The organism is Streptomyces sp. CLCI03, from assembly GCF_053615355.1.
The window spans coordinates 3,213,962-3,239,338 of the sequence record NZ_CM132132.1 but is presented as its reverse complement, the minus strand read 5'-3'; the positions used below and the strand labels follow the sequence as shown (position 1 = coordinate 3,239,338).

The window sequence follows — 25,377 nt, the reverse complement described above, 5'->3', positions numbered from 1 at the left end:
GCGTCCAATGCACAGAATCGCGATAATCAATCCACTGATGCATCAACCCAGCTCAGAAGCGTGGATGTCGATGAACCGTTACGTAGAAGACATGGCAGTGACAACTCTGCTGGCGCCGCGGCTGGCGTATTTCGTCGCCGTGGCCCGCCACGAGCACGTCACCCGCGCCGCCCACGAGCTGGGCGTCCCGCAGTCCACCCTGTCCCGCGCCATGGTCCGGCTCGAACAGGACCTCGGCGTCACGCTGTTCGCCCGCAAGGGCCGTACGGTCGCCCTCACCACGGCCGGCCGCACCTTCCTGGCCTCGGCCGAGCAGGCCCTCACGGAGATCGACCGCGCCGCCGAATCGGTGCAGCAGGACGCCGATCCGGCAGCCGGCAAGGTGGCCTTCGGCTTCCTGCACACCCTGGGGTCCGAGACCGTACCCGGCCTGATCCGCGCCTTCCGCGCCGATCACCCGCGCATCCGCTTCTCCCTCGTCCAGAACTACGGCGAGGCCATGCTGGAGAAGCTCCGGGCCGGCGAACTCGACCTGTGCCTGACCTCCCCCGTGCCGGACGCCCCCGACCTGGTCGCGCGCCGCCTCGACGAACAGCGGCTCCGGCTGGTCGTCCCGGACGACCACCGGCTCGCGACGCGCAAGCGCATCCGGCTCGCCGAGGCCGCCGAGGAAACCTTCGTCACCCTGGAGCCCGGCTACGGCATGCGCCGCATCACCGACGACCTGTGCGCGGAGGCCGGGTTCACCCCGAAGGTCGCCTTCGAGGGCGAGGAGGCCGAGACCCTGCGCGGCCTGGTCGCCGCCGGCCTGGGCGTGGCCCTCCTGCCGCCCCCGGCCGTGCCCCGCCCCGGCGTGGTCGAGCTGACGGTCACCGCGCCGCGCGCCGTCCGCGAGATCGGCCTGGCCTGGCTCGACGGCCACCCCGACACCCCACCGGTGGCGGAGTTCAAGCGCTTCCTCCTCTCCCGCCGCGGCCGCCTGATCCCCGAGCTGGACCCGTCCGTCGGGTGATCGGGACGCAGCGCCGAAAAGCGGTGGACCGGCCCCGGCACGGCCAGGACAATTCCGGAGTCATCGGGGCCGAGGGGGAGCTTGTTTGGACGTGTTCACGTGTGCCGGGTGCGGTACGGAGCTGACGGTGCCGGTCTCCCGGGTCGCCCTTCCCGTCCACACCCACTACGGGGCCTGGGAGCAACTGCATCCGCCGCTGATGGATCCGACGACGTACGCCGTCGAACCCGAACCCTGGGGGCCGCCCTGGCGGTTGTGGGACGAGGCGGGGGAGGCGGAGGCGGCCGCCCGGGGCGTGTACGCGCCGGAGTACTCGGTGTCCTTCGCGGCCCGCGGCAGGATCGTCATCGCGCCGGGCGACTCCCGGGGCATGGCCCTGCTCCTTGACAGGTGCGAGGGTTACTGCATGGGCGTGGACGGCCGCGACGGCCCCAATCTGGCATGTACGGGGTGCGGACGGCCGGTGGCGACCCGGATGGACGACTGCGGCCTCTGGCAGGCGGTGTGGCTGGAGCCCGACGCGGTGGAGCGCCACCCCTGCGACCTCCCCGCCGCCGCGCCGCCGCCCGACTGGGACGACCTGCTGCGTGAGGCGTACGCCGTACCCCCCTTCGAGCTCGACGGATCGTGGAGCAGGCGCTGGGCCGCCGCGGTCGGGGTGGCCCTCGCCCACCTGGTGGCGGCCTGCGACGGAGGACCGGTGACGCTGCCCGGCGGGCTCACCGAGGAGGTGTTCGGCCCCTCCGTCGCCCGCTTCCCTGTTCCGGGACTCCCGCCGCGGTCCGCGGCCTTCGCCGGGCCGGGGATCGGCCTCCCCCGACCCGCCGCCGACATCCTGCTCGTCCCGCGCCATCCACTGACCGGCGAACCGTGGCGGCCGGAGACCGGCACGGCCGTGGTCGTACCGCTGGACAGCGGGGTCTGGGCGTACCTCGCCCTCTCCCGCGCCGGGGAGACCTCACCGGTGCCGGCGACCGGCCGCCTGCCGGAGGGCGTCCTGCGCGACGACTATCCGGAGTTGCCGAACCCGTGGCCGCTCTGGCCGGACGGCCAGGCCTTCATCCGGACCCTGGCCCGGCTGCCCGCCGCCCGCAGCCCCCGGCTGCGCGGCTACTTCGAACGGCCCGGACGGCAGACCTAAGGGCTGTCCCGTAATCCGCGGTGGGTCAGCGCGCGGCGTCAGATGCGGTGCATCGCAAGGCGGAGGGTCGTCCTCATACTGGGCGTATTTGGGCGATCCCGACAACGCGGCGAGGTGCCGTAGCTGGCGCCGCGCGCCCGCCGGGGATTACGGGACAGCCCTTAGTAGTGCTTTGTTAGCTGGTCTTGTCACGTCGGGTGTCTGGTAGTTCGCTGGTTGTATGAGGGCTGGGGAGCTTGCGGCGGCGCGGGTTCGGCTGGAGGAGTTCGCCTCTGAGGTGTTCGAGCCGTTGGTGCGGCGGGACCAGCGGTCGAAGGGCTCGTTGTATTTGCGGGGGTTGCTGCTGGACGGCCGCAGGAAGTCGATGCAGCCGATGGCAGAGCGGCTCGGGGTCGATCACCAGCAGTTGCAGCAGTTCATGACGTCTTCGACCTGGCCGGTCGATCAGGTCCGGTCCCGGCTGGCGTGGCGGGCGGTTGCCGCGGTAAGACCGCAGGTGTGGGTGGTGGACGACACCGGCTTCCCCAAAGACGGCCGCTCCTCGCCCGGAGTGGCCCGCCAGTACTCCGGCACCCTGGGCAAGGTCGGCAACTGCCAGATCGGCGTCAGCGTCCACGCCGCGTCCGACACCGCCTCGTGCCCGCTTTCCTGGCGCCTGTTCCTGCCCGCCACCTGGGACGGGCCCGAAGCCGAGGCCCGCAGGCGGGCCTGCCGGATCCCCGATACCGAACACCACCGGCCCAAGTGGCAGCTGGCACTGGACATGCTCGACGAACTCGCCGGCACCGGCCTGCGGCCCGCCGCCCTGGTCGCGGACGCCGGCTACGGCGCGAACGCCGACTTCCGCCACGGCCTGGAAGACCGCGGACTGGCCTACGTCCTGCAAGTGAAAGCCGAGATGACCGCTCACGGGCAGGACGCCGAACCGCACCAGCCCGAATACGGCGGCCTCGGGCCGCGTCCTCTGCCGCGCTACCGCACCCGCCCGGTCTCCTTACGCGAACACGTGATGGACGCCGGCCGGGACCGGGGCCGGACCCTGACCTGGCGCAAGGGTTCCAAGGGCGCGATGAGCTCGCACTTCGTGCTCCTGCGCGTCCGCCTCGCCGGCCGACGGCCCGAACCCGCAGCCGACGGAACGATCCCGCTGGTCTGGCTGATCGCCCAGTGGCCCGAAGGACACGACGCACCGGTCAAGTACTGGATCTCGAACCTGCCCGACGACATACCGGCGAAGGACCTGGTCCGGCTGGCGAAGTCACGCTGGCGGATCGAGCACGACTACCGCGAGCTGAAAACGGGGCTGGGCCTGGACCACTTCGAGGGCCGCTCGTTCACCGGCTGGCACCGCCACGTCACCCTCGTTACCGCCGCCCACCTCTTCCTCACCGAACAGCGGAGGACCCCAAAAGCCCCTGCCAGGGCCTGACCCTCTACCAGGCCCTGGATCTCCTCCAACACCTCATCGCCACCTGGACCGGCACCTGCCCAACCTGCCGACAACCCACCCCCTGGCAGCCCTACGACACCACCTAACAAAGCACTATTAGGGCCTGTCTTTCGGATCAGGGCGGATCAGGCCGGGTGGGGGCCGCCGCCGAGAGCAAGTAGCCCGCCTGGAAGCGGGACTTGGCGCCCACCGCGCGCATGATCTCGGCGATGTGGCGCTGGCAGGTCCGCTCCGACATGCCCAGGCGGCGGGCGATCACCTTGTCCTCCAGTCCCTCCGACAGCAGCCGGACGATCGTCTGCCGCAGCTCGTCCGAGATCGACCGGGCCGCCTCCGGGCTCACCGAGGTCGGGAACGGCTCCGCGCCCACCCAGGAGCGTTCGAAGGTCGTGGTCATGAAGTGCACGACGCTCGGCTCCCGCACCACCAGCGCCGCCCCGCTGCGGTCCGGCACCGCCATCAGGCCCGTGTGCTCGTCGAAGATCAGCATTCGCATCAGCCCGTCGCCCAGGGTCCGTACCTGGGCGCCCAGGGCCGTCACCCGCTCGACGTACGCCGCCGTGGGGCGTGAGTAGCGTGCCGTGTGCTGGTAGATCGTGCGCATCCGGACCCCGCGCGTCAGCAGGGACTCGTCCCGCCCGATCGACTCCTCCAACGTCTCCAGGGGGCGACCCCCGCCCGGCTGCGAGGTCAGCAGCTCCCGTTCGCACGTCGCGACCAGTTCCGCGATCAGCCCCCGTACCGCCCCGAGGTCGGTGACCAGCTCCAGTCGGCCGGACCCGCTGAGGTCCCGGTGCGCGGTCCCCGCCTCGTACGCGGGCACCAGCGCCTCCAGCCGCCCGCGCAGCCGGTCCATCTCGTCGTGGGTCTCCCGTACGAGCAGCGCCAGCGGGGCGAGGGCCCGGGCCGCCGCGGCCCGCGGGGCCACCGCGCTCCAGCGGTCCGGGTCGTCGCCCGGGGCCCGCTGGAGCAGGTGCGCGGCGGCCAGCTCGGTGATCGCGGCGGCCGCGCGGACCCCCAGTGCCGCGGTGGCCTCGCACAGGTCGAAGGCGTGCCGCTCGACGGCGTACGCGTACAGGCGCCGGGCCGCGGGGCTCAGCTCCCCTGCGGTTCCGGCCGCCCCGGATTCCTCGGGAGGCATGTGCGTATGCGTCCCGAGATGTGACTGTTTGTAAACCCCTCGTATTTCCGCAAGGCGGCAAAACGACGCCTGGCCGGCCGCCCTCGGCGTCCGCCGAGGCAGCACAGTGGCAGCACGGCACGAGGGGGAAGCGCGGTGTGCCGAGGTGGACGCCCAGGCGAGAACGGGGGCCAGTGTCCGGCTCGGCCCGCGGCCGGCCGTGGTGGTCGCGCCAGAGCCGTTCGATGCCATCCGACCGTGAGGGGGCGGAGCGGCGGGTACGGACGGACTGGCGCGACCCCGAAGAGCACGCACGGGCCTTGGGTCGCCGGTCGCGGGCCGCCCGCCGCTCAGCCGTCGGCCGGCTTCGCGTAGTCGTTGTAGCCGGTCCAGTCCAGCGCGACGCACGGCTCGTCACCCAGGACCCAGGCGTCGTGCCCGGGGGCGATCTGGATGAAGTCGCCCGGACCGAGGTCGCCGCTCTCCCCGTCGTCCATGACGATCTTCATCCGGCCACTCACGATGTACCCGGTGTGGGCCGAGCGGCAGCTGTCCGTGCCGGCCAGCGGCTTGATGTGCAGCGACCAGCGCCAGCCCGGCTCGAAGACCGCCCGCCCCACCGCCCCGCCCTCGGTGTTGAACAGGTCCAGCCTGCCCGTGCCGGCCTCGAAGGGTCGCGTCTCGTCGGGCTTGTCGAAGTTCCTGTGGACCAATCCGCCCATGGCCGGTCGCCTCCGGAGTCACGCAACACACCCCGAGTCCGCTTCTCACGATACGCGCGCCGCGCCGGACATGTGGATCACCTCCGCAGCGACTTGCCGAAGCCCGAGGCCAGCGGCATCCGCAGGCCCAGGGGCGGCGGCGCGGCCAGGGCGTCCGTCACCGGCCGCGAGTACCGCCCCGTGAAGACCGCGCCCAGGACGAAGTCCACGGCCAGCGCCACCACTTCCGGCTGGTGCTCGCGCAGTCCGTGCCCGTCCGAATGGACCTCGAAGCGGCAGGTCGAACGATTCGCCTTCTTCGCGCGCGCCGCCAGCCGGAAGGAGGCCTCCGGATCGCTGCGCGCGTCGTTGGTGCCGTGGACGATCAACACCTGCCGTCCCGACAGCTGTTTCACCGGTTCAGGGGAGTCGGCGCGGCCCGCCTCCGTTAAACAAGGGGCGATCACCACGACCGAGTTGACGGCCCCGTGGCCCGCCGCCCGCAGCGCGGCCAGCCCTCCCGCGTCGTAGCCGACCAGGCACACCGGCACGTCCCCGTACCGCCGTACCGCCTCGTCGGCGGCCCACCCCGCCTGCTCCTCCCGGGCGGAGTCCCCGCCGTGGACGACCATGTGCGTGACGAGCCCCTCCGCCCCGCCCGCGCGGGCCAACGCCCGCGCGAGCGGACGCATGGGACCCGGGGAGAACCGGGAGGCGCCGGGGAGCAGGAGCACCACCCCGTTGACCGTGCTTTCCGTCGAACCCGAGCCGGTTCTCGCGCCGGCCGCCCGCCCCAGACGGACCCCGCGCGCCGGCGGCGCATGCTGTGCCATGGCGGAACAGTCTCAGACCTTGAGGTGTACGCCATCCGTCCGCACGGTCTCTGTTACATATCGACGCCCGCCGGGGACATTCCGCTCTACGCGCGTAGGAGTAGAGTGCGCAGATGACGAGCGAGACCCCCAACCTGCCGACCCCGGATCAGATCCGTCGTTCCCCGAAGGTGCTGCTGCACGATCACCTCGACGGTGGACTGCGTCCCGGGACCATCATCGAGCTGGCCCGCGAGGTCGGTTACGAGAACCTCCCCGAGACCGACGCCGACAAGCTCGGCATCTGGTTCCGTGAGGCCGCCGACTCCGGTTCCCTGCCGCGCTACCTGGAGACCTTCGCGCACACCTGCGCGGTCATGCAGACGAAGGCCGCCCTCTTCCGGGTCGCCGCCGAGTGCGCCGAGGACCTGGCCGAGGACGGCGTCGTGTACGCCGAGATCCGCTACGCGCCCGAGCAGCACCTGGAAGCCGGCCTCTCCCTCGAAGAGGTCGTCGAAGCCGTGAACGACGGCTTCCGCGAGGGCGAGCGTCGCGCGAAGGCCAACGGCCACCGCATCCGCGTCGGCGCCCTGCTGACCGCGATGCGCCACGCCGCCCGCGCGCTGGAGATCGCCGAGCTGGCGAACCGCTACCGCGACAACGGCGTGGTCGGCTTCGACATCGCCGGCGCCGAGGCCGGGTTCCCTCCCACCCGCCACCTCGACGCCTTCGAGTACCTCAAGCGCGAGAACAACCACTTCACCATCCATGCGGGTGAGGCCTTCGGCCTGCCGTCGATCTGGCAGGCCTTGCAGTGGTGCGGCGCCGACCGCCTCGGTCACGGCGTGAAGATCATCGACGACATCGAGGTCGCCGAGGACGGTTCCGTGACCCTGGGCCGCCTGGCCTCGTACGTCCGGGACAAGCGCATCCCCCTGGAGATGTGCCCGACCTCGAACCTGCAGACCGCCGCGGCCGCCTCGTACGCCGAGCACCCGATCGGTCTGCTGCGCAAGCTGCACTTCAGGCTCACGGTCAACACGGACAACCGCCTGATGAGCGGCACCAGCATGAGCCGCGAGTTCGAGCACCTGGTCGACACCTTCGGCTACACCCTCGACGACATGCAGTGGTTCACCGTCAATGCGATGAAGTCCGCGTTCATTCCTTTCGATGAACGACTGGCCATGATCAATGAAGTGATCAAGCCCGGATACGCGGAGCTGAAGTCGGAGTGGCTGTTCCGGCAGACCGCCTCCACCAGCGGTTCTGTCTCGGCCTAGGCCGCGACATGACAAAAAGGAAGCGCCCGGGAGGGATAATTCCCGGGCGCTTTCTCGTATTTAAGGATGTTTGCGGGCGAGGGTTTGAAGTGGCTAGTTTGCGGAGCCGCTCAATTCCCCGTCGCAAGGACAACTTTTCATGAAGAAGTCAGCTGCCAAGACCCTCGGTACCGTCGTTCTCGGTGCCGCCTTCGCCGCGGTCGCCGCCGGTACCGCCTCCGCCGCCGTCCCGGCGGTCGGCCTCACCGACGCGCTGGGCTCCGCCACCGGCATGCTCCAGGGTGCGACCAGCCAGCAGCAGGTGGGCGGCGAGGCTCAGCAGTCGAGCGACCCCACCTCTCAGATCACCGGAGTGCTGAACCCGCTCACCAACAGCCTGAACGGCCTCGGTAGCTGAGCTTGCCGCCATTGTGATGCGTACACGTGTGCGGCGGGCGCATGCCCTTTCGACCAGGTATGTATCCCGCCGCGCCGTGTGCCACGATCGCCACCAACTGCCCGCCGACGTCTTGGGTACGAGGTTCTCGGTCATGCGTATGAAGGCACGAGCGACGATGGTCGCGCTGGTCCCCGCCCTGCTGTTCGCCGCTGTGGGGTGCAGCAGTACGAACACCCCCGCGACGGGCAAGGCCCCCGATCCCCAGGGCTCCGCCGGCAGCGCCTCGGCCGCGCCCGGCGTCCCGGCGCCGTCCGCCGCGGCAGCCGGCTCGGCCGCGCCGAAGGCCGGTGGCAGCAGGCTTGAGCGGTCCGCGCTGGCACAGGGCGACCTGCCCGGCTACCAGGTCTCCGCCCAGGGCAAGAACCCCAATGCCCCGGACGGCCAGCCGCAGGCCGACAAGAAGGCCTGCCAGCCGCTGGCCGACGTCATGGGCGACAAGCCCGACCCCTCCGCCCGCGAGACCGTCAGCCGCGGCATCGGATCCCAGAAGCAGCTCGGGCTGGCCGTCTCGGCCACCGTCAGCTCCTACTCCGAGAGCGACGCGAAGGCGCTGATCTCCCGGCTCAAGGCCGCCGTCGCCGCCTGTGGTTCGGGCTTCTCGGCCAAGGTCGAGAAGCAGGCCGGCGCCTATCGCGAGATCCGCCCCGCCGACTACCGCACCGGCGGCGACGAGAGCGTCAGCTGGACCATGACCGCGTCCGCCGAGGGGGTCTCGGCACAGGTCCACCTGGTCGTCGTACGCGAGGGCGACACCGTCGTGCGACTGACGGCCCTCAACGTGGCGGGTGCGGCCCAGCAGAAGGCACGGGTGCCGCAGGAAGTGGCCGACAAGCAACTGGAGAAGATCCAGAAGGCCCGGTAGGCCGGCCCGAGGACGCGCCGGCCGTCGGACTACCAGGCGGCCGAAGCGGGCTTCTCGTTCGGCAGCAGCACCCACAGCGCTATGTAGATCAGGAACTGCGGGCCCGGCAGCAGGCACGAGACGACGAAAATGGCGCGCATCGCGTTCGTCGAAATTCCGAAACGCCGCGCCAGTCCGGCGCAGACTCCGCCGATCCAGCGGCCGTCACGGGGGCGGACCAGGGCGCTCATGAGGTTCTCCTTCGTCGGTATCGCTTTCTGCGATGGCTCAATACTCCCGCTGGACCGCCGACAGAACGTCGGTCCAGGGGCCGAGCCCGACCCTGGAAATCTTCGGGGTGTCCCCCTGATAAACGCTGTGTGAGCGCCTCAGCCGGGCCCGCAGCGCCGGTACGACGGCCACGTGCGCGAGCACCACACCGACGGTGTTCAGCAGCATCGAGTCCACGTCCACGACCTGTCCCGGGACCGCGGTCTGCAGCATCTCGATGCACACCGAGACCAGCGCGCCCGCAGCCGCGGTCCGCACCAGCGAGGACCACGCGGACAGGGCCGACGGCGCGAGCCGTCCGCTGATCAACGGCACCAGCACACCGAGCGGGGCCAGCAGCGCGAGCCCCTCACCGATCTGCCGGGCGGCCTCCAGGGGACCGAGGGCCAGGTCCGCCGCGATCCCCTCCAGCGGGCTCAGATTGGCCGCCGCGGTCCAGGGCACGTCCAGAGGCCGCAGAGTCAGCCAGCCGACGACCACGAAATGGGCGGCGAGCAGGACCCCGGCCAGGAGTCGCAGACGGAGGTGGATCGCGGTGGCGGCGTTTTCGCCGGCCTCATGACGCTGCACACCTGGGAGGACGCGTCCCCCGGTAGCCCTGGTTCCGGCCAGGAGGGGGGTGTGGCGGGGAGCACCCGAGAAGGGGTGGACCCGGTGTCCTGGCCGGTCAGCGCGTGGCGATGAGGACGATCAGGAGCAGCGCGCCGATCAGGGCGGGCGCGATGATCTCGTACGACCAGCGCACGCGCACGCCGCCCTGCGCGCCCGGCCGTGCGGCGTTCAGCTCGGCCAGTCCCTGCAGCTCGTCGACGATCCGGTCGGCGGCGGCGCGCATCGGCTCGGTGGCGGCGGCCGAGGCGGAGGCACGGCCCCGCGCGGAGGGGTCGCCCGAGCTGCCCGGGTCACGACGGTCGATCGCGTTGCGGCGCATCTGCTGCCGGTTGGCCTTCTTGCGCTCCCGCAGCGAGACGGGCACGGACCAGAGCTGGTACTTCGAACCCTCGGCCAGCACCTCGGCCGAGTAGCCGGCGCGGACCGCGTCCACGGCCGCCCAGGGCAGCTCGATGATCCGGAACGGGTTCCGCACGCGCATCCGGTCCTCGTTGGCGAAGACGGCCGGGCGGATGGTGAACGCGACGATCAGCGGTACGACGCACACCGCCACCGACAGGCCGATCCACCGGGTGCTGCCGGAGCCGCGGAGCACGGCGTCACCGCACAGCCAGACGGTCAGCGCGAGCAGCAGTACCCCCGAGACGAAGCCCATGGAGGATCGGTAGACCCGGTCTGCGTACACCGGCTCGTCGGTCGGCTGCTGGCTGCTCATGGGGTCGATTCTGCCCCACTGCGCCGCCCGGGTGTATCAGCCCACGAGATCGGCGTACGGGATGACGTCCCCGGCCCGGGAGACGGTGATCTCGTCGCCGGTGCGGACGCGCGGGACGTCCTTCAGTACGGCCGGGCCGCAGGCGGTGTCGAAGTGGCCGATCAGCACGGTCGGCCGGACGGCCGCGTGACAGAGAGTGGAGGTGTCGATTCCATAGCGGATCCGGGGGCGGGGGTGACAGGTCGCTACGCGCGTAGATATGCTCATCTGGTGACCATGCCCACCACCCTCACCGCATTCGCTGACGTGACGACGTCCGACAGTGCGCTGCGCCGCTTCCTGCACGGGCTGCCCGGCGTCGACGCTGTCGGCCTGGAGGCCCGCGCGGCCTCCCTCGGCACCCGTTCGATCAAGACGACGGCCAAGGCGTACGCCATCGACCTGGCCATCTCGATGATCGACCTGACGACGCTGGAAGGCGCGGACACCCCGGGCAAGGTCCGGGCGCTCTCCGCCAAGGCCGTCAATCCCGATCCGACCGACCGTACGACCCCGATGACGGCCGCCGTCTGTGTCTACCCCGACATGGTGGCCACGGCGAAGGCCGCGCTGAACGGCGCCGACGTCAAGATCGCCTCCGTCGCGACCGCCTTCCCGGCCGGCCGCGCCGCCCTGCCCGTCAAGCTCGCCGACACCCGTGACGCCGTCGCCGCCGGCGCCGACGAGATCGACATGGTCATCGACCGTGGCGCCTTCCTCGCCGGTCGCTACCTGGAGACGTACGAGCTGATCAAGGCGATCAAGGAGGCCTGCGTCCGCGAGGACGGCAGCGCCGCGCGCCTGAAGGTCATCTTCGAGACCGGCGAGCTGTCGACCTACGACAACATCCGCCGCGCCTCCTGGATCGGCATGCTCGCGGGCGCCGACTTCATCAAGACGTCGACCGGCAAGGTCGGGGTCAACGCCACGCCGGCGAACACCCTGCTCATGCTCGAAGCCGTACGCGACTTCCGCGCGCAGACTGGAATCCAGATCGGCGTGAAGCCGGCCGGCGGCATCCGCACCACCAAGGACGCGATCAAGTTCCTGGTCCTGGTCAACGAGACCGTGGGCGAGGACTGGCTGAGCAACCACTGGTTCCGTTTCGGCGCCTCCAGCCTGCTCAACGACCTGCTGATGCAGCGCCAGAAGCTGAGCACCGGCCGTTACTCCGGTCCCGACTACGTGACGGTGGACTGATCACCATGGCATCTGTATTCGAGTACGCACCGGCTCCCGAGTCCCGCTCGGTCGTCGACATCGCCCCTTCCTACGGGCTCTTCATCGACGGTGAGTTCACCGACGCCGCCGACGGCAAGGTCTTCAAGACCGTCTCGCCGAGCAGCGAGGAGGTGCTGTCCGAGGTCGCCCAGGCCGGCGCCGCAGATGTGGACCGCGCCGTGAAGGCCGCTCGCAAGGCCTTCGCCTCCTGGTCCGCGCTGCCGGGCTCCGAGCGCGCCAAGTACCTCTTCCGCATCGCCCGGATCATCCAGGAGCGCAGCCGCGAGCTCGCCGTCCTGGAGACCCTGGACAACGGCAAGCCGATCAAGGAGACCCGCGACGCGGACCTCCCGCTGGTCGCCGCGCACTTCTTCTACTACGCGGGCTGGGCCGACAAGCTCGACCACGCGGGCTACGGCCCGAACCCGCGTCCGCTGGGCGTGGCCGGCCAGGTCATCCCGTGGAACTTCCCGCTGCTGATGCTGGCCTGGAAGATCGCCCCGGCGCTCGCCACCGGCAACACCGTCGTGCTGAAGCCCGCCGAGACGACCCCGCTCTCCGCGCTGTTCTTCGCCGACATCTGCCGCCAGGCGGGCCTGCCCAAGGGTGTCGTCAACATCCTCACCGGCTACGGCGACGCGGGCGCGGCCCTCGTCGAGCACCCGGACGTCAACAAGGTCGCCTTCACCGGCTCGACCGCCGTGGGCAAGAAGATCGCCCGCCACGTCGCCGGCACCGACAAGAAGGTCACCCTGGAGCTGGGCGGCAAGGGCGCCAACATCGTCTTCGACGACGCCCCCATCGACCAGGCCGTCGAGGGCATCGTCAACGGCATCTTCTTCAACCAGGGCCAGGTCTGCTGCGCGGGCTCCCGCCTCCTGGTCCAGGAGTCGATCCACGACGAGCTGCTGGACTCCCTCAAGCGCCGTCTCTCCACGCTGCGCCTGGGCGACCCGCTCGACAAGAACACCGACATCGGCGCGATCAACTCCGCCGAACAGCTCGCCCGGATCACCGCGCTCGCGGAGACCGGTGAGGCCGAGGGCGCCGAGCGCTGGTCCCCGGCGTGCGAGCTGCCGTCCTCCGGCTACTGGTTCGCCCCGACGCTCTTCACGAACGTCACCCAGGCGCACACCGTCGCCCGCGACGAGATCTTCGGCCCGGTGCTGTCCGTGCTGACCTTCCGTACGCCCGACGAGGCCGTCGCCAAGGCCAACAACAGCCAGTACGGCCTCTCCGCCGGCATCTGGACGGAGAAGGGCTCGCGCATCCTCGCGGTCGCGAACCAGCTCCGCGCCGGAGTCGTCTGGGCCAACACGTTCAACAAGTTCGACCCGACCTCGCCCTTCGGCGGCTACAAGGAGTCGGGCTTCGGCCGCGAGGGCGGCCGCCACGGCCTGGAGGGCTACCTCGATGTCTGATCAGTCAGCGGCGTCCCGCCTGAACGTCTTCAAGACCTACAAGCTGTACGTCGGGGGCAAGTTCCCCCGCTCCGAGAGCGGCCGGGTGTACGAAGTGACGGACTCCAAGGGCAAGTGGCTGGCCAACGCCCCCCTGTCCTCCCGCAAGGACGCGCGTGACGCCGTCGTCGCGGCCCGCAAGGCCTTCGGCGGCTGGTCCGGCGCGACCGCGTACAACCGCGGGCAGATCCTCTACCGCATCGCCGAGATGCTGGAGGGCCGCCGCGAGCAGTTCGTCCGCGAGGTCGGCGAGGCGGAGGGCCTGTCCAAGTCGAAGGCCTGCGCGATCGTCGACGCGGCCATCGACCGCTGGGTCTGGTACGCGGGCTGGACCGACAAGATCGGCCAGATCGTGGGCGGGGCCAACCCGGTCGCGGGCCCGTTCTTCAACCTCTCCACCCCCGAGCCGACCGGTGTCGTCACGGTCGTCGCCCCGCAGGAGTCGTCCTTCCTGGGCCTGGTCTCGGTGATCGCCCCGGTGATCGCGACGGGCAACACCGTCGTCGTCATCGCGAGCGAGCGGTCCCCGCTGCCGGCGCTCTCCCTGGGCGAGGTGCTCGCCACCTCCGACCTGCCCGGCGGCGTGGTCAACATCCTGTCCGGCAAGGCCGGCGAGATGGGCCCGCACCTGGCCTCCCACCAGGACGTCAACGCGATCGACCTGGCCGGGGCCGACGCGGCGCTGGCCAAGGAGCTGGAGGTCGCGGCGGCCGACAACCTCAAGCGCGTCCTGCGTCCACAGCCTGTGGACGACTGGAGCGCCGACCCGGGCACCACCCGCATGACGGCGTTCCTGGAGACCAAGACCGTCTGGCACCCCACCGGGTCGCTGGGCGCGGGCGGCTCGTCCTACTAGTCCCCCCGGGACAGGCCCCCGTACGAGACCGGCCCCGGCAGCGTCCCCCGCGCTGTCGGGGCCTTCTCATGTCTTGGGCTCGGTTCGCCTCCGGCGGCGCTGCTGCCGGCTCCAGGCATGCGTGCGTCCTCGAAACCGCTCGTTCCTCACGGTTTCTCCGGGCGCTCGCCCGCCTTCGCCGGCGCGCAGCCTTCGGCTCACTCGCCGGGGGCGTGGTGGGACCTCAGCGGGGGGTGAGGGGGCCGAGGAGGGACGAGGCCGCCGCCGCGGGGAGTTCGCCCACCGAGGGTCCTTGGGTGAGGATCCCCGTCACCATGCCGGTCCCGACGGAGGGGAAGTCGGCGACCTTCGTGGCGACGCCGTTGTCCAGCGGGTCCACACCGGTGTGGGCGAGCGGATTCACCTTGAGGTTCGCGATCGGGTCGGCGACCCCGGACAGGGCCGCCGGGATGTCGAGTTCACCGGCCTGCGCCCCGCCCGCGGCCATCGCCAGGGCCGCACCGGCCATCGAGACGGTCAGTCCCGCGCTGCGGAGCCGGTTCGGAAGGGAAGGGGCTGCGTGACGTGCCATGGAGATCCCGCCTGAGGTCGTAGTCGCGTGCGCACGCAGCGTAGTTGAGGTGTGTTCCTGGACACCAACCGGCCACCGGGAGGATCCCCTACCCGGGGGAATGGTTCAGACTGGTGTCCCGTGAGCTCCCCCTCTTCTTCGCCGACCCGCGTCGTCCTGCTGACCGGTCCGTCGGGCTCCGGAAAATCCTCGCTGGCCGCCCGCTCAGGGCTGCCCGTGCTGCGCCTCGACGACTTCTACAAGGAGGGTGTCGACCCGACCCTCCCGCTCGTCGACGGCAGCTCCGACATCGACTGGGACTCCCCGCTGTCCTGGGACGCGGACGCGGCGGTCGCCGCGATCGCCGAACTGTGCGCGGCGGGACGGACGGACGTCCCCGTCTACGACATCGCGACGAGTTCCCGCACGGGCACCGAGAGCCTCGACATCGCCCGCACCCCGCTGTTCATCGCGGAGGGCATCTTCGCCGCCGACGTGGCCGCCCGCTGCCAGGAGCTCGGTCTCCTCGCGGACGCCATCTGCCTGCGGGGGCGTCCTTCGACGACCTTCCGTCGCCGGCTCGCCCGCGACCTGCGGGAAGGCCGCAAGTCGGTGCCGTTCCTGCTGCGCAGGGGCCTGCGGCTGATGCGCGCCGAACGCGGCATCGTGGCCCGCCACGTCGCCCTGGGCGCGCACGCCTGCGCCGGCGACGAGGCCCTCGGCCGTCTGGCGGCGGCCGCGGCGGGCCGCCACCGCGCGACGACCCCCGTGTAGTCGCCGGACCTCGGTGCCGTGCCGGGGCCGCGGCCGTGGACCCGGCACGGCACGGCCGACATATGAAAAGGCGGGACCAGGCGGACCCCCGTCCGCTCGATCCCGCCTTTTCCCCCCGCGGCCCCCGCCCCACCCCCGTAGGACGGGCCCCCTGGCCCGATGGCTTCTGTGTGTGCCGCGTTACGCGACGAGCTCCTCGAAGGACTCCGCCTCGTCACGGCCGAAGCTGAGCGCCTCGTCCTCCCGCAGGCGGCGCAGCGAGCGCCAGATGCTCGACTTCACGGTGCCGACGCTGATGCCGAGGATCTCCGCGATCTCCGGGTCCGTGCGGCCCTCGTAGTAGCGGAGCACCAGCATCGTGCGCTGCGGCTCCGGGATCCGGGTCAGGGCCTGCCACAGCACCGCGCGCAGCTCCGTACCGCGCATCGCGTCCGTGTCGGAGGCCGTCTCCGGCAGTTCCTCCGTCGGGTACTCGTTGAGCTTGCGCCGACGCCACGCGCTGATGTGCAGGTTCGTCATCGTGCGACGCAGGTAGCCGCCGACGGCCGCCTTGTCGCTGATCCGGTCCCAGGCGCGGTAGGTGGAGAACAGTGCGCTCTGCAGCAGGTCCTCCGCCTCGTACCGGTCGCCGGTGAGGTGGAAGGCCGTCGCGTACAGGGCGGCACGCCGCTCCTGGACGTACGCCGTGAACTCCGCCTCCGAGATGGAGGAAGGAGCCGCCTCGGTGGCGGGAACCGCCTGGTACTGGTTCGCGTCAATGGCTACGACGTGGGCCGGCCGGGGACGGGCGACCGCCACCGTACGGACACCCGCCCGACGGTTCACATCGTGCAGCCGCGTGACAACCGCGCCGGTGCTGGTGCTGTGCAGCGTGTTCATCTCGCGCCCCCCGTCGTGGAGTGTCTGTGCTTCGGTCCGTTGTGCGTTGATGAAAAGATTGCCCCGCCGACTTAACCGGGGTGTCCGTCGACTGTCACAGCCGTGTCACAGCGACTTCTGACAGGACCCCGACAGGATCACGTCGCGCGACGGTCGAACTCCCGACTGCCGATGGGACAGAATGAGCCCGTGCCTTTCCTGTTGCTGATCGAGGACGACGACGCCATCCGCACGGCCCTCGAACTCTCCCTGTCTCGCCAGGGCCACCGTGTGGCCACCGCGGCGACGGGCGAGGACGGCCTGAAACTGCTGCGCGAGCAGCGGCCGGACCTGATCGTGCTGGACGTGATGCTGCCCGGGATCGACGGCTTCGAGGTGTGCCGGCGGATCCGCCGCACCGACCAGCTGCCGATCATCCTGCTCACCGCGCGCAGCGACGACATCGACGTGGTGGTCGGCCTGGAGTCCGGGGCCGACGACTACGTGGTCAAGCCCGTCCAGGGCCGGGTCCTCGACGCCCGGATCCGGGCGGTGCTGCGCCGAGGCGAGCGCGAGTCGAGCGACTCGGCGAGCTTCGGCTCCCTGGTCATCGACCGGGCCGCCATGACGGTGACCAAGAACGGCGAGGACCTGCAGCTCACGCCGACCGAGCTGCGGCTGCTGCTCGAACTGAGCCGCCGGCCCGGGCAGGCGCTCTCGCGCCAGCAGTTGCTGCGGCTGGTCTGGGAGCACGACTACCTCGGTGACTCGCGGCTCGTCGACGCCTGCGTGCAGCGGCTGCGCGCCAAGGTCGAGGACGTGCCGTCCTCGCCCACCCTGATCCGTACCGTCCGGGGTGTGGGCTACCGCCTGGACTCCCCGCAGTGATCAGGTCGTTGCTCGCGGGCCGGCGCTGGACCAGCCTGCGGCTGCGGCTCCTCATGGTGTTCTGCCTGGTCGCGCTGACGGCCGCGGTCTCGGCCTCCGGCATCGCCTACTGGCTCAACCGCGAGGCGGTCCTCACCCGCGTCCAGGACGCTGCACTCGGCGACTTCCGGCAGGAGATGCAGAACCGGGCCGCCGCGCTGCCCGCCGATCCCACCGCCGAGGAGCTGCAGCGCACCGCCGAACTGATGGCGGGCAGCAGCCCCGGGTACAGCGTGCTGCTGGTGCAGGTGGGCAAGGACAACCGGCAGATCTTCGGCGCGGCGGGGCCCGACTCCTTCGGGCTGGCCAACGTACCGAAGTCCCTGCAGAACGCGGTGAACGACCGGCAGAAGACCACCGCCGCGAACGACTCCGAGTACCACGTCTACTGGCAGCGGACGAAGCCGCGCGGCAATCCGTACCTGGTCGGCGGGACGCGCGTCGTGGGCGGCGGGCTCACCGGCTACATGTACAAGTCCCTCGCGCAGGAGCGGGACGACCTGAACGCGCTCGGCTGGTCGCTGACCATCGCCACCTGCCTCGCGCTGCTCGGCTCCGCCCTGCTGGCGCAGGCCGCGGCCCGTACCGTCCTCAAGCCCGTGCAGCGGCTCGGGGACGCGGCGCGGCGGCTCGGCGAGGGCGAGCTGGACCACCGCCTCGACGTGTCGGGCACGGACGAACTCGCCGACCTGTCGCACACCTTCAACAAGACGGCCGAGGCGCTGGAGAAGAAGGTCGCCGACATGAGCGCGCGGGAGGAGTCGAGCCGGCGCTTCGTCGCGGACATGTCGCACGAGCTACGGACGCCGCTGACCGCGCTGACGGCGGTGGCCGAGGTGCTGGAGGAGGAGGTCGACGACCTCGATCCGATGATCGCACCGGCCGTCGCGCTCGTCGTCAGCGAGACGCGCCGCCTCAACGACCTGGTGGAGAACCTGATGGAGGTCACCCGCTTCGACGCGGGTACGGCCAAGCTCGTGCTGGACGACGTCAACGTCGCCGACCAGGTCACGGCCTGCATCGACGCCCGGGCCTGGCTCGACGCGGTCGAACTCGACGCCGAGCGGGACATCGTGGCCCGCCTCGACCCGCGCCGCCTCGACGTCATCCTCGCCAACCTCATCGGCAACGCGCTCAAGCACGGCGGCTCGCCGGTACGGGTGTCGGTGACGGTGGAGGGGGAGTGGCTGGTCATCGCGGTGCAGGACAACGGTCCGGGCATTCCCGAGGAGGTCCTGCCGCACGTCTTCGACCGGTTCTACAAGGCGAGCGCGTCACGGCCGAAGTCGGACGGCAGCGGGCTCGGCCTGTCGATCGCGATGGAGAACGCGCACATCCACGGCGGCGACATCACCGCCGCCAATGTGCCGGGCGGTGGGGCGCTGTTCACGCTGCGGCTGCCGGTGGACGTGGGAAAGGTGCTCGCGGGTGACGAGGATGCGTAGGACTCTGCCGGTGGTCGCGGTCCTGTTGCTCGCGACGTCGGCCTGCGGGATCCGGGCCACGACCGTGCCCGTGGACGTCGGCCCGGCGCCGTCGCGGGTGTCCTGCGACACCCAGGAACAGCCGAGCGGGGTGCAGGGCTTCCGGGCCACGGTGGAACTGATCTGCGGATCGCAGCTGGTGGGCGTGGAGCGCGTGGTTCCGGTGCCCGAGAAGAAGCCCGTACGGGACCCGCTGGCGATGGTCGCGCAGGCCCTGCTGGAAGCGCTGGAGCGGACGCCGACCACGGAGGAGCGGGACGCCGGCTTCACGAGCGAGGTCCCGGTCGGGCTGTCGGCGGGAGCGGCGCGGCCGGGCGACCCGGCGGGCACGGTGCGGCTCAGCCGCAAGCCGGAGGACCTGCCGCCGGTGGCGCTCTCGCAGATCGTGTGCACGCTGGCGGGCAGCGAGGCCCTGAAGGCGACCCCGGGCCCGGTGATCCTGGGCGGGCCGGACGCGGATCCGCCACGGGCGTGGGAATGCACGGACGCGGTCCGCTCCCGCCCGGAGTCGGTACCGACCCTGGGCGAACTCGCCACCCCCACCCCCACGCCCACGCCTTCCTGACGTGCCGCCGGCCCCGGACATGCGAAGGCCCGGTCCCGCCGGACGGGGCGGGACCGGGCCGGGCGGGGGCCGAAGCCCCGGCCGCCGCGCCCGACGGACGGAATCCGGCGCAGCGGCGCGAAGCCGGTGAGGCCCCCTGGGCCGAGGCGCGCGAGCGGCGCGGGGAGAACTAGATGCCCATGGCCGCCGAGAGGTCCTTCTTGATCGCGTCCAGGACCTCCTGGCCGCGGACGCGCGCCGGGGCCAGGTCGGAGGCCTCGGCCACCGGGACCACGACCTCCAGGTAGCACTTCAGCTTGGGCTCGGTACCCGACGGGCGGGCGATGACCCGGGCCTTGTACGCGCCGTCCAGGTAGTAGCGCAGGCCGTCCGTCGGCGGGAGGGCCTCCGTGCCCGTGGACAGGTCCTCCGCCGAGACCACCCGCAGACCCGCGAGCGACACCGGCGGCTGCGCGCGCAGCGCCGCCATCGCGTCGGCGATGATCGACAGGTCGGAGACGCGCACCGACAGCTGGTCCGTGGCGTGCAGGCCGTGGGCCATCGCCAGGTCGTCCAGCAGGTCGGTCAGCGTGCGGCCCTGCTCCTTGAGGACCGAGGCCAGCTCCGCCACCAGCAGGGCGGCGGTGACGCCGTCCTTGTCGCGGACGCCCTCGGGGTCCACGCAGTAGCCGAGCGCCTCCTCGTAGCCGTAGCGCAGGCCCTCGACGCGGGCGATCCACTTGAAGCCGGTGAGGGTCTCCTCGTAACCGACGCCCGCCGCCTCCGCGATCCGGCCCAGGAGGCTGGAGGAGACGATGGACTCGGCGAAGACGCTGTTGCTGTCACCGCGTGAGACCCCCTTGTGGACCAGGTGCGCCGCCAGCAGCGCGCCGACCTCGTCGCCGCGCAGCATCCGCCAGCCGTCCTCGGTGGGGACGGCCACGGCGCAGCGGTCCGCGTCCGGGTCGTTGGCGATCACGATGTCGGGCTGGACCTCGGCGGCCTTCGCGAAGGCCAGGTCCATCGCGCCCGGCTCCTCCGGGTTCGGGAACGCCACCGTCGGGAAGGCCGGGTCGGGCTCGGCCTGCTCGGCGACGAGCACCGGCTCCGGGAAGCCGTGCCGGGCGAAGGCCGCCATGACGACGTCCTTGCCGACGCCGTGCATGGCCGTGTAGACCGTCCGCACGCCCCGGGGGGAGCCGGGGGTCAGGACGGCGTCCGTACGCGCCAGGTAGGCCTCCAGGACCTCGTCACCGAGTTCCTGCCAGCCCGACTCCGGTCGCGGTACGTCGGCCAGCTTCTCGACCGCGGCGATCTGCGCCGCGATCTCGGAGTCGGCCGGGGAGACGATCTGCGAGCCGTCGCCGAGGTAGACCTTGTAGCCGTTGTCCCGGGGCGGGTTGTGGCTCGCGGTCACCTCGACGCCGGCGACGGCACCGAGGTGCCTTATCGCGTACGCGAGCACGGGCGTCGGCAGCGGGCGGGGCAGGAGGGCCGCGCGCAGCCCGGCACCGGTCATGACGGCCGCGGTGTCACGGGCGAAGTCCGCCGACTTGTAGCGGGCGTCGTAGCCGACGACGACCAGGCCGCCGTCGTGGCCCTGGGCCTTCAGGTAGGCCGCGAGGCCCGCCGCGGCCCGGATGACCACACCGCGGTTCATCCGCATCGGGCCGGCGCCGATCTCACCGCGCAGTCCGGCGGTGCCGAACTGCAGGGTGCCCGAGAAACGGTCCGCGAGCTCCGCCGTGTCGCCGGCCTCGATGAGCGCGGCCAGCTCCGCGGCCGTCTCCGGGTCCGGGTCCTCGGCCAGCCAGGCCTGCGCCCGGATGATCAGGTCGTCCTGTGCCTGTGCCTGTTCCTGCACTGCTTCCGCCTTAGCTCTCGTACGTCGATCAGATGCGGGCGAGGACCTGCGTCAGCAGCGTGCCCATGCGGGCGGCCGAGTCACGGCCGGCCTGGAGGACCTCTTCGTGGTTCAGCGGCTCGCCGGACAGGCCCGCCGCCAGGTTGGTGACCAGGGAGATGCCGAGCACCTCGGCGCCGGCCTCACGGGCGGCGATGGCCTCCAGCACGGTGGACATGCCGACCAGGTCGGCACCCATGACGCGGATCATGTTGATCTCGGCCGGGGTCTCGTAGTGCGGGCCGGGGAACTGGACGTAGACGCCCTCTTCGAGGCTCGCGTCGATCTCCTTGCACATCGCGCGCAGGCGCGGCGAGTACAGGTCGGTGAGGTCGACGAAGTTCGCGCCGACGATCGGCGAGGTGGCCGTCAGGTTGAGGTGGTCGCTGATCAGGACGGGCTGGCCGGGCTTCATGCCCTCGCGCAGACCGCCGCAGCCGTTGGTCAGCACGACGGTCTTGCAGCCGGCGGCGACGGCGGTGCGCACGCCGTGGGCGACGGCGGCGACGCCGCGGCCCTCGTAGTAGTGGGTCCGGCCGAGGAAGACCAGGGCGCGCTTGTCGCCGATCTTGTACGAGCGGATCTTGCCGCCGTGGCCCTCGACGGCGGCGGGCGGGAAGCCGGGCAGCTCGGTGACGAGGAACTCGGCCTCGGGGGCGCCGAGCGCCTCTGCGGCGGGGGCCCATCCGGAGCCCATGACGAGGGCGACATCGTGGGTGTCCACGCCGGTCAGCTCACGCAGGCGGGCGGCTGCGGCGTCGGCGGCGGCGAAGGGGTCGGTAACAGATGCGTTCACGCGGACGAGCGTAACCGCTTCCGGCCTACGCGCGTAGATGGCACAGCTCACGGTGTTCGGATCGTTGCCTTGTCGTTTCCGCCGAATCGTCCCCGAGGGGGTGGCGGGGGCGTGGGCGCGGGCCGCGCGCCGAGGCGTCGGCGGGACCGAAGACCGGGGCTCCGCCCCGGACCCCGCGCCTCAATCGTCGGCGGGGCTGGAGGTGGGGCTTCGCCCCGGACCCCACGCCTCGAACGTGGGCGAAGCTGCAAGCGCGCCGGCACGGCTGGAATGCGGGGCGCGGGTAGCGGTGGTGAGTGGGCCGAGCAGCCCCGCAGGGGGTCAGCAGGGGCGTTTGCGGATTTCCATCACGTAGTCGTGCGGGGCGCCCGCGGATTCGGCGGCGTCGGCGATCTCGCCGAGGTAGCGGGCCGAGGGCAGACCGCCCTCGTAGCCGTTCAGGACGTACACCCAGGCCGCCTCCTCGCCGTCCAGCGTGTGCACGCGCACCCGCATCCGGCGGTAGATGTCGAGTCCGACACCCTCCCAGCGGTCCATCGAGTCCTCGTCCAGCGGCGCGATGTCGTACAGGGCGACGAAGACCTGGTGGCGCGGGGCTTCGACGATCGTGGCGAGAGCACCCTCCCAGCCCATCTGCTCGCCGCCGAAGGTCAGCCGCCAGTCGTTGATCCAGCCCGTGCCGCGCAGCGGCGAATGCGGAGCGCGGCGCGTCATCAGCCGCGGGTCGAGGTTGCCGGCGTACGCGGCGTAGAGCGACATGGGGTCGAGAGTACGGGAGGGGTGCCGGTGCACGCGTGCCCGGATGGAGGGACCGGGCGCGAAGCACCGTGAAGCGTGCGGGACAATGGAGCACGGAATGCATCCCCCGGGGAGACCCCCCGGAACACCGGCCGGGGCGGCAGCCGGCCGGGTAGACGTGAGGCGGACTTTTCGTGACCCGGATCGTGATCATCGGCGGCGGACCCGGCGGGTATGAGGCAGCCCTGGTGGGGGCCCAGCTCGGCGCGGAGGTGACCGTCGTCGACTGCGACGGTCTGGGCGGGGCATCGGTGCTGACCGACTGCGTCCCCTCCAAGACTCTGATCGCGACCGCCGAGGTGATGACGACCTTCGACTCCTCGTACGAGGAGCTCGGCATCGTCGTCGCGGACGACACCCCGCACATCGAGCAGGCCGCGCGCGTCGTCGGCGTGGACCTCGGCAAGGTGAACCGGCGCGTCAAGCGCCTCGCGCTCGCCCAGTCGCACGACATCACCGCCTCCGTCACCCGGGCCGGCGCGCGCGTGGTGCGCGGCCGCGCCAAGCTCGGCGGGCCGCAGGGCATCGACGGCACCCGGGACGTCATCGTCACGGCCGCCGACGGCTCCGAGACGATCCTGACCGCGGACGCCGTCCTGATCGCGACCGGCGGCACCCCCCGCGAGATCCCCGACGCCATGCCCGACGGCGAGCGGATCCTGAACTGGACCCAGGTGTACGACCTCGACGAGCTCCCCGAGGAGCTCATCGTGGTCGGCTCCGGCGTGACCGGTGCCGAGTTCGCCGGCGCGTACCAGGCCCTCGGCTCCCGGGTGACCCTCGTGTCCTCCCGCGACCGCGTGCTGCCCGGTGAGGACCCGGACGCCGCCGCCGTGCTGGAGGACGTCTTCCGGCGTCGCGGCATGAACGTCGTCGGGCGCTCGCGCGCCGAGTCCGCCAAGCGGGTCGGCGACCGGGTCGAGGTCACCCTCTCCGACGGCCGCGTGCTGACCGGTACGCACTGCCTGATGGCGGTCGGCGCGATCCCGAACACCAAGAACATGAACCTGGAGGAGTCCGGGGTCCGCCTCAAGGACTCCGGGCACATCTGGACCGACAAGGTCTCGCGCACCTCCGCGCCCGGCGTGTACGCCGCCGGTGACGTGACGGGCGTCTTCGCGCTCGCGTCGGTCGCGGCGATGCAGGGCCGCATCGCGATGTACCACTTCCTCGGTGACGCGGTGGCCCCGCTGAACCTCAAGACGGTCTCCTCCAACGTCTTCACGGACCCGGAGATCGCCACCGTCGGCTACACCCAGGCGGACGTGGACGCCGGCAAGATCGACGCCCGCGTGGTGAAGCTCCCGCTGCTGCGCAACCCGCGCGCCAAGATGCAGGGCATCCGGGACGGCTTCGTGAAGCTGTTCTGCCGTCCGGGCACCGGGATCGTCGTCGGCGGTGTGGTCGTCTCCCCGCGCGCGAGCGAGCTGATTCACCCCATCTCGATCGCGGTCGACAACAATCTGACGGTCGAGCAGATCGCAAACGCGTTCACCGTGTACCCCTCGCTCTCGGGATCGATCGCCGAGGTGGCCCGCCAGCTGCACACGCGGAAGACCGCCGGGGAGGCGTAATGCCCGCTAACCGCCGCACGCCGTAAGGGGTTTGGGGCGGGGCGTCGTTTCGTGGCGAGATGTTCACGCAACTCTCGGACTGCGTATACCACTAGTCGCCCCGCCTTATGGACAACTTCGGTATTCCGGCGCAAAGAGCTGAAAGCAGACGGTCGTTGGCGTTACTGTCAGTTTCGTGTTCGCTGCAGAACGTCGCCAATTGATCCTCGAAATGGTGCGGGCCAACGGAGCGGTTTCGCTCCGGGAGCTCGCCCGCGTCGTCCAGACCTCCGAAGTGACCGTACGGCGGGACGTGCGGGCACTGGAGGCAGAAGGACTCCTCGACCGCCGACACGGCGGTGCGGTATTGCCGGGCGGTTTCACGCGGGAGTCCGGCTTTCCGCAAAAGTCCCATCTCGCGACGGCGGAGAAGACCGCCATTGCCGATGTCGCCGCCTCCCTCGTCGAAGAGGGCGAGGCCGTCGTCGTCGGCGCGGGCACCACGACCCAGGAGCTGGCCCGTCGGCTCGCCCGCGTGCCCGGACTGACCGTCGTCACCAACTCGCTGCTCGTCGCCCAGGCCCTGGCCCACGCGAACCGGGTGGAGGTGGTCATGACCGGCGGCACCCTGCGCGGGTCCAACTACGCCCTCGTGGGCAGCGGAGCCGAACAGTCCCTCCAGGGGCTGCGGGTCTCGCGGGCCTTCCTGTCGGGCAGCGGTCTGACCGCCGAGCGCGGGCTGTCCACGTCCAACATGCTGTCCGCCAGCGTGGACCGGGCGCTGGTGCAGGCGGCGGCGGAGGTGGTGGTGCTGGCCGACCACACGAAGCTCGGCACCGACACCATGTTCCAGACCGTGCCCACCGATGTGATGACACGTCTGGTGACGGACGAGCCGCCACCGCACGACGACCGGGCGGGTACGGAGCTGCAGGCGCTGGCGGACCAGGGCGTGCAGATCACCGTGGCCGGCGGAGCCGTGCCCTCCGGGGGCGTGGACGGGATGCAGGGGCGGCGGTCGCGCCGCGAGTCGCCGCTGCCGGTGCAGCGGCGGGGCGGGCCGACCGCGCAGCTGCGCAGTGCCGCCGGCGGGATGCTGGAGCCGCAGACGGAGCGGGCCCGCGTGGCCGACATGCGCCGCCGCTAAGGCAGGCCCTAGATCCCGCGGGCCGTGTGCCGGGGCTCCGCCCCGGACCC

27 protein-coding genes are annotated in these 25,377 nt (G+C 71.4%); 15 read left to right on the top strand and 12 right to left on the bottom strand.

Going from position 1 to position 25,377, the window contains the following annotated elements:
* Nucleotides 1-34 precede the first annotated feature (34 nt).
* The 3 genes from ACWG52_RS14715 (at nt 35) to ACWG52_RS14705 (ending at nt 3,582) form a co-directional block, all read left to right on the top strand.
* Nucleotides 35-1,012, top strand: coding sequence for a LysR family transcriptional regulator (locus ACWG52_RS14715; RefSeq protein WP_266353435.1), 978 nt, complete (start codon nt 35-37; stop codon nt 1,010-1,012).
* 91 nt (nt 1,013-1,103) lie between these two features.
* The gene (locus ACWG52_RS14710; RefSeq protein WP_453129068.1) at nt 1,104-2,153 is read left to right on the top strand and encodes a hypothetical protein; all 1,050 of its coding nucleotides are present in this window, start codon (nt 1,104-1,106) and stop codon (nt 2,151-2,153) included.
* A gap of 220 nt (nt 2,154-2,373) precedes the next feature.
* Nucleotides 2,374-3,582 carry an IS701 family transposase gene (locus ACWG52_RS14705; protein ID WP_389808411.1) on the top strand — a complete coding sequence of 403 codons (1,209 nt, stop codon included), beginning with the start codon at nt 2,374-2,376 and terminating at the stop codon, nt 3,580-3,582.
* 136 nt (nt 3,583-3,718) lie between these two features.
* On the opposite strand, the gene ACWG52_RS14700 is transcribed toward ACWG52_RS14705, so the two are convergent.
* The 3 genes from ACWG52_RS14700 to ACWG52_RS14690 all read right to left on the bottom strand — a co-directional run bounded on the left by ACWG52_RS14700 (nt 3,719) and on the right by ACWG52_RS14690 (nt 6,257).
* On the bottom strand, nt 3,719-4,744 hold the full coding sequence (locus ACWG52_RS14700; protein WP_389807603.1) for a helix-turn-helix transcriptional regulator: 1,026 nt from the start codon (nt 4,742-4,744) through the stop codon (nt 3,719-3,721).
* 329 nt (nt 4,745-5,073) lie between these two features.
* Nucleotides 5,074-5,445, bottom strand: coding sequence for a cupin domain-containing protein (locus tag ACWG52_RS14695; RefSeq protein WP_389807601.1), 372 nt, complete (start codon nt 5,443-5,445; stop codon nt 5,074-5,076).
* 77 nt (nt 5,446-5,522) lie between these two features.
* Nucleotides 5,523-6,257: an alpha/beta hydrolase gene (locus tag ACWG52_RS14690; protein WP_389807599.1), complete on the bottom strand. Its 735-nt coding sequence runs from the start codon at nt 6,255-6,257 to the stop codon at nt 5,523-5,525.
* Nucleotides 6,258-6,370: 113 nt separating this feature from the next.
* Here ACWG52_RS14690 and ACWG52_RS14685 point away from each other — a divergent pair, with 113 nt between their 5' ends.
* The 3 genes from ACWG52_RS14685 (at nt 6,371) to ACWG52_RS14675 (ending at nt 8,820) form a co-directional block, all read left to right on the top strand.
* Nucleotides 6,371-7,519 carry an adenosine deaminase gene (locus tag ACWG52_RS14685; RefSeq protein ID WP_030763337.1) on the top strand — a complete coding sequence of 383 codons (1,149 nt, stop codon included), beginning with the start codon at nt 6,371-6,373 and terminating at the stop codon, nt 7,517-7,519.
* Nucleotides 7,520-7,658: 139 nt separating this feature from the next.
* A complete protein-coding gene (locus tag ACWG52_RS14680; protein WP_266353105.1) occupies nt 7,659-7,916 on the top strand; it encodes a hypothetical protein in 258 nt (85 codons plus the stop codon).
* 133 nt (nt 7,917-8,049) lie between these two features.
* Nucleotides 8,050-8,820, top strand: a complete 771-nt coding sequence (locus tag ACWG52_RS14675) for a hypothetical protein (protein ID WP_453128899.1) — start codon at nt 8,050-8,052, stop codon at nt 8,818-8,820.
* 29 nt (nt 8,821-8,849) lie between these two features.
* Here the strand turns inward: ACWG52_RS14675 and ACWG52_RS14670 are convergent, their stop codons facing one another.
* From ACWG52_RS14670 to ACWG52_RS14655, 4 genes are all read right to left on the bottom strand, one after another.
* Nucleotides 8,850-9,050, bottom strand: a complete 201-nt coding sequence (locus ACWG52_RS14670) for a PspC domain-containing protein (protein WP_033219629.1) — start codon at nt 9,048-9,050, stop codon at nt 8,850-8,852.
* 37 nt (nt 9,051-9,087) lie between these two features.
* Nucleotides 9,088-9,660 carry a VanZ family protein gene (locus ACWG52_RS14665; RefSeq protein WP_453128898.1) on the bottom strand — a complete coding sequence of 191 codons (573 nt, stop codon included), beginning with the start codon at nt 9,658-9,660 and terminating at the stop codon, nt 9,088-9,090.
* Nucleotides 9,661-9,757: 97 nt separating this feature from the next.
* Nucleotides 9,758-10,417, bottom strand: coding sequence for a PH domain-containing protein (locus tag ACWG52_RS14660; protein WP_390138854.1), 660 nt, complete (start codon nt 10,415-10,417; stop codon nt 9,758-9,760).
* Between the two features lie 36 nt (nt 10,418-10,453).
* A complete protein-coding gene (locus ACWG52_RS14655; RefSeq protein ID WP_390138856.1) occupies nt 10,454-10,684 on the bottom strand; it encodes a sortase family protein in 231 nt (76 codons plus the stop codon).
* 9 nt (nt 10,685-10,693) lie between these two features.
* On the opposite strand from ACWG52_RS14655, the gene deoC reads away from it, so the two are divergent.
* From deoC to ACWG52_RS14640, 3 genes are read left to right on the top strand one after another with little or no spacing between them, the layout of a single operon-like run.
* Nucleotides 10,694-11,656 (top strand): deoxyribose-phosphate aldolase, encoded by a 963-nt coding sequence (gene deoC / locus ACWG52_RS14650; RefSeq protein WP_030712471.1) that lies wholly within the window; start codon nt 10,694-10,696, stop codon nt 11,654-11,656.
* Nucleotides 11,657-11,661: 5 nt separating this feature from the next.
* Complete coding sequence (locus tag ACWG52_RS14645; protein ID WP_390138858.1) at nt 11,662-13,098, top strand: aldehyde dehydrogenase family protein; 1,437 nt, start codon at nt 11,662-11,664, stop codon at nt 13,096-13,098.
* Nucleotides 13,091-13,993 (top strand): aldehyde dehydrogenase family protein, encoded by a 903-nt coding sequence (locus ACWG52_RS14640; RefSeq protein WP_453128897.1) that lies wholly within the window; start codon nt 13,091-13,093, stop codon nt 13,991-13,993. Before ACWG52_RS14645 ends, ACWG52_RS14640 begins: the two co-directional genes overlap by 8 nt.
* 223 nt (nt 13,994-14,216) lie before the next feature.
* On the opposite strand, the gene ACWG52_RS14635 is transcribed toward ACWG52_RS14640, so the two are convergent.
* On the bottom strand, nt 14,217-14,564 hold the full coding sequence (locus tag ACWG52_RS14635; protein WP_051763182.1) for a hypothetical protein: 348 nt from the start codon (nt 14,562-14,564) through the stop codon (nt 14,217-14,219).
* Between the two features lie 51 nt (nt 14,565-14,615).
* Between ACWG52_RS14635 and ACWG52_RS14630 the strand changes: the two genes are divergently transcribed.
* Nucleotides 14,616-15,317 (top strand): uridine kinase family protein, encoded by a 702-nt coding sequence (locus ACWG52_RS14630; RefSeq protein WP_390166120.1) that lies wholly within the window; start codon nt 14,616-14,618, stop codon nt 15,315-15,317.
* 180 nt (nt 15,318-15,497) lie between these two features.
* Here the strand turns inward: ACWG52_RS14630 and ACWG52_RS14625 are convergent, their stop codons facing one another.
* On the bottom strand, nt 15,498-16,196 hold the full coding sequence (locus tag ACWG52_RS14625) for a SigE family RNA polymerase sigma factor (RefSeq protein ID WP_033219647.1): 699 nt from the start codon (nt 16,194-16,196) through the stop codon (nt 15,498-15,500).
* 189 nt (nt 16,197-16,385) lie between these two features.
* Between ACWG52_RS14625 and afsQ1 the strand changes: the two genes are divergently transcribed.
* The 3 genes from afsQ1 to ACWG52_RS14610 are packed head-to-tail and all read left to right on the top strand — an operon-like array spanning nt 16,386 to nt 19,151.
* Nucleotides 16,386-17,063, top strand: a complete 678-nt coding sequence (afsQ1, locus tag ACWG52_RS14620) for a two-component system response regulator AfsQ1 (RefSeq protein ID WP_063754818.1) — start codon at nt 16,386-16,388, stop codon at nt 17,061-17,063.
* Nucleotides 17,064-17,116: 53 nt separating this feature from the next.
* Entirely contained in the window at nt 17,117-18,547 is a 1,431-nt protein-coding gene (locus ACWG52_RS14615; protein ID WP_389808224.1) for a sensor histidine kinase, read from the top strand.
* Nucleotides 18,540-19,151, top strand: a complete 612-nt coding sequence (locus ACWG52_RS14610; RefSeq protein ID WP_386019677.1) for a hypothetical protein — start codon at nt 18,540-18,542, stop codon at nt 19,149-19,151. The genes ACWG52_RS14615 and ACWG52_RS14610 overlap by 8 nt, the downstream gene beginning before the upstream one ends.
* A 169-nt stretch (nt 19,152-19,320) precedes the next feature.
* On the opposite strand, the gene ACWG52_RS14605 is transcribed toward ACWG52_RS14610, so the two are convergent.
* The 3 genes from ACWG52_RS14605 to ACWG52_RS14595 all read right to left on the bottom strand — a co-directional run bounded on the left by ACWG52_RS14605 (nt 19,321) and on the right by ACWG52_RS14595 (nt 22,588).
* The gene (locus ACWG52_RS14605) at nt 19,321-20,994 is read right to left on the bottom strand and encodes a phospho-sugar mutase (protein WP_453128896.1); all 1,674 of its coding nucleotides are present in this window, start codon (nt 20,992-20,994) and stop codon (nt 19,321-19,323) included.
* Nucleotides 20,995-21,022: 28 nt separating this feature from the next.
* Nucleotides 21,023-21,829: a purine-nucleoside phosphorylase gene (locus ACWG52_RS14600; RefSeq protein ID WP_030012483.1), complete on the bottom strand. Its 807-nt coding sequence runs from the start codon at nt 21,827-21,829 to the stop codon at nt 21,023-21,025.
* A gap of 321 nt (nt 21,830-22,150) precedes the next feature.
* Entirely contained in the window at nt 22,151-22,588 is a 438-nt protein-coding gene (locus ACWG52_RS14595; RefSeq protein WP_030012228.1) for a gamma-glutamylcyclotransferase, read from the bottom strand.
* A gap of 173 nt (nt 22,589-22,761) precedes the next feature.
* Between ACWG52_RS14595 and ACWG52_RS14590 the strand changes: the two genes are divergently transcribed.
* Both ACWG52_RS14590 and ACWG52_RS14585 read left to right on the top strand, forming a co-directional pair.
* Nucleotides 22,762-24,201 (top strand): NAD(P)H-quinone dehydrogenase, encoded by a 1,440-nt coding sequence (locus tag ACWG52_RS14590; protein ID WP_389807584.1) that lies wholly within the window; start codon nt 22,762-22,764, stop codon nt 24,199-24,201.
* A gap of 175 nt (nt 24,202-24,376) precedes the next feature.
* Nucleotides 24,377-25,327: a DeoR/GlpR family DNA-binding transcription regulator gene (locus tag ACWG52_RS14585; RefSeq protein ID WP_389807582.1), complete on the top strand. Its 951-nt coding sequence runs from the start codon at nt 24,377-24,379 to the stop codon at nt 25,325-25,327.
* Nucleotides 25,328-25,377: the final 50 nt, after the last annotated feature.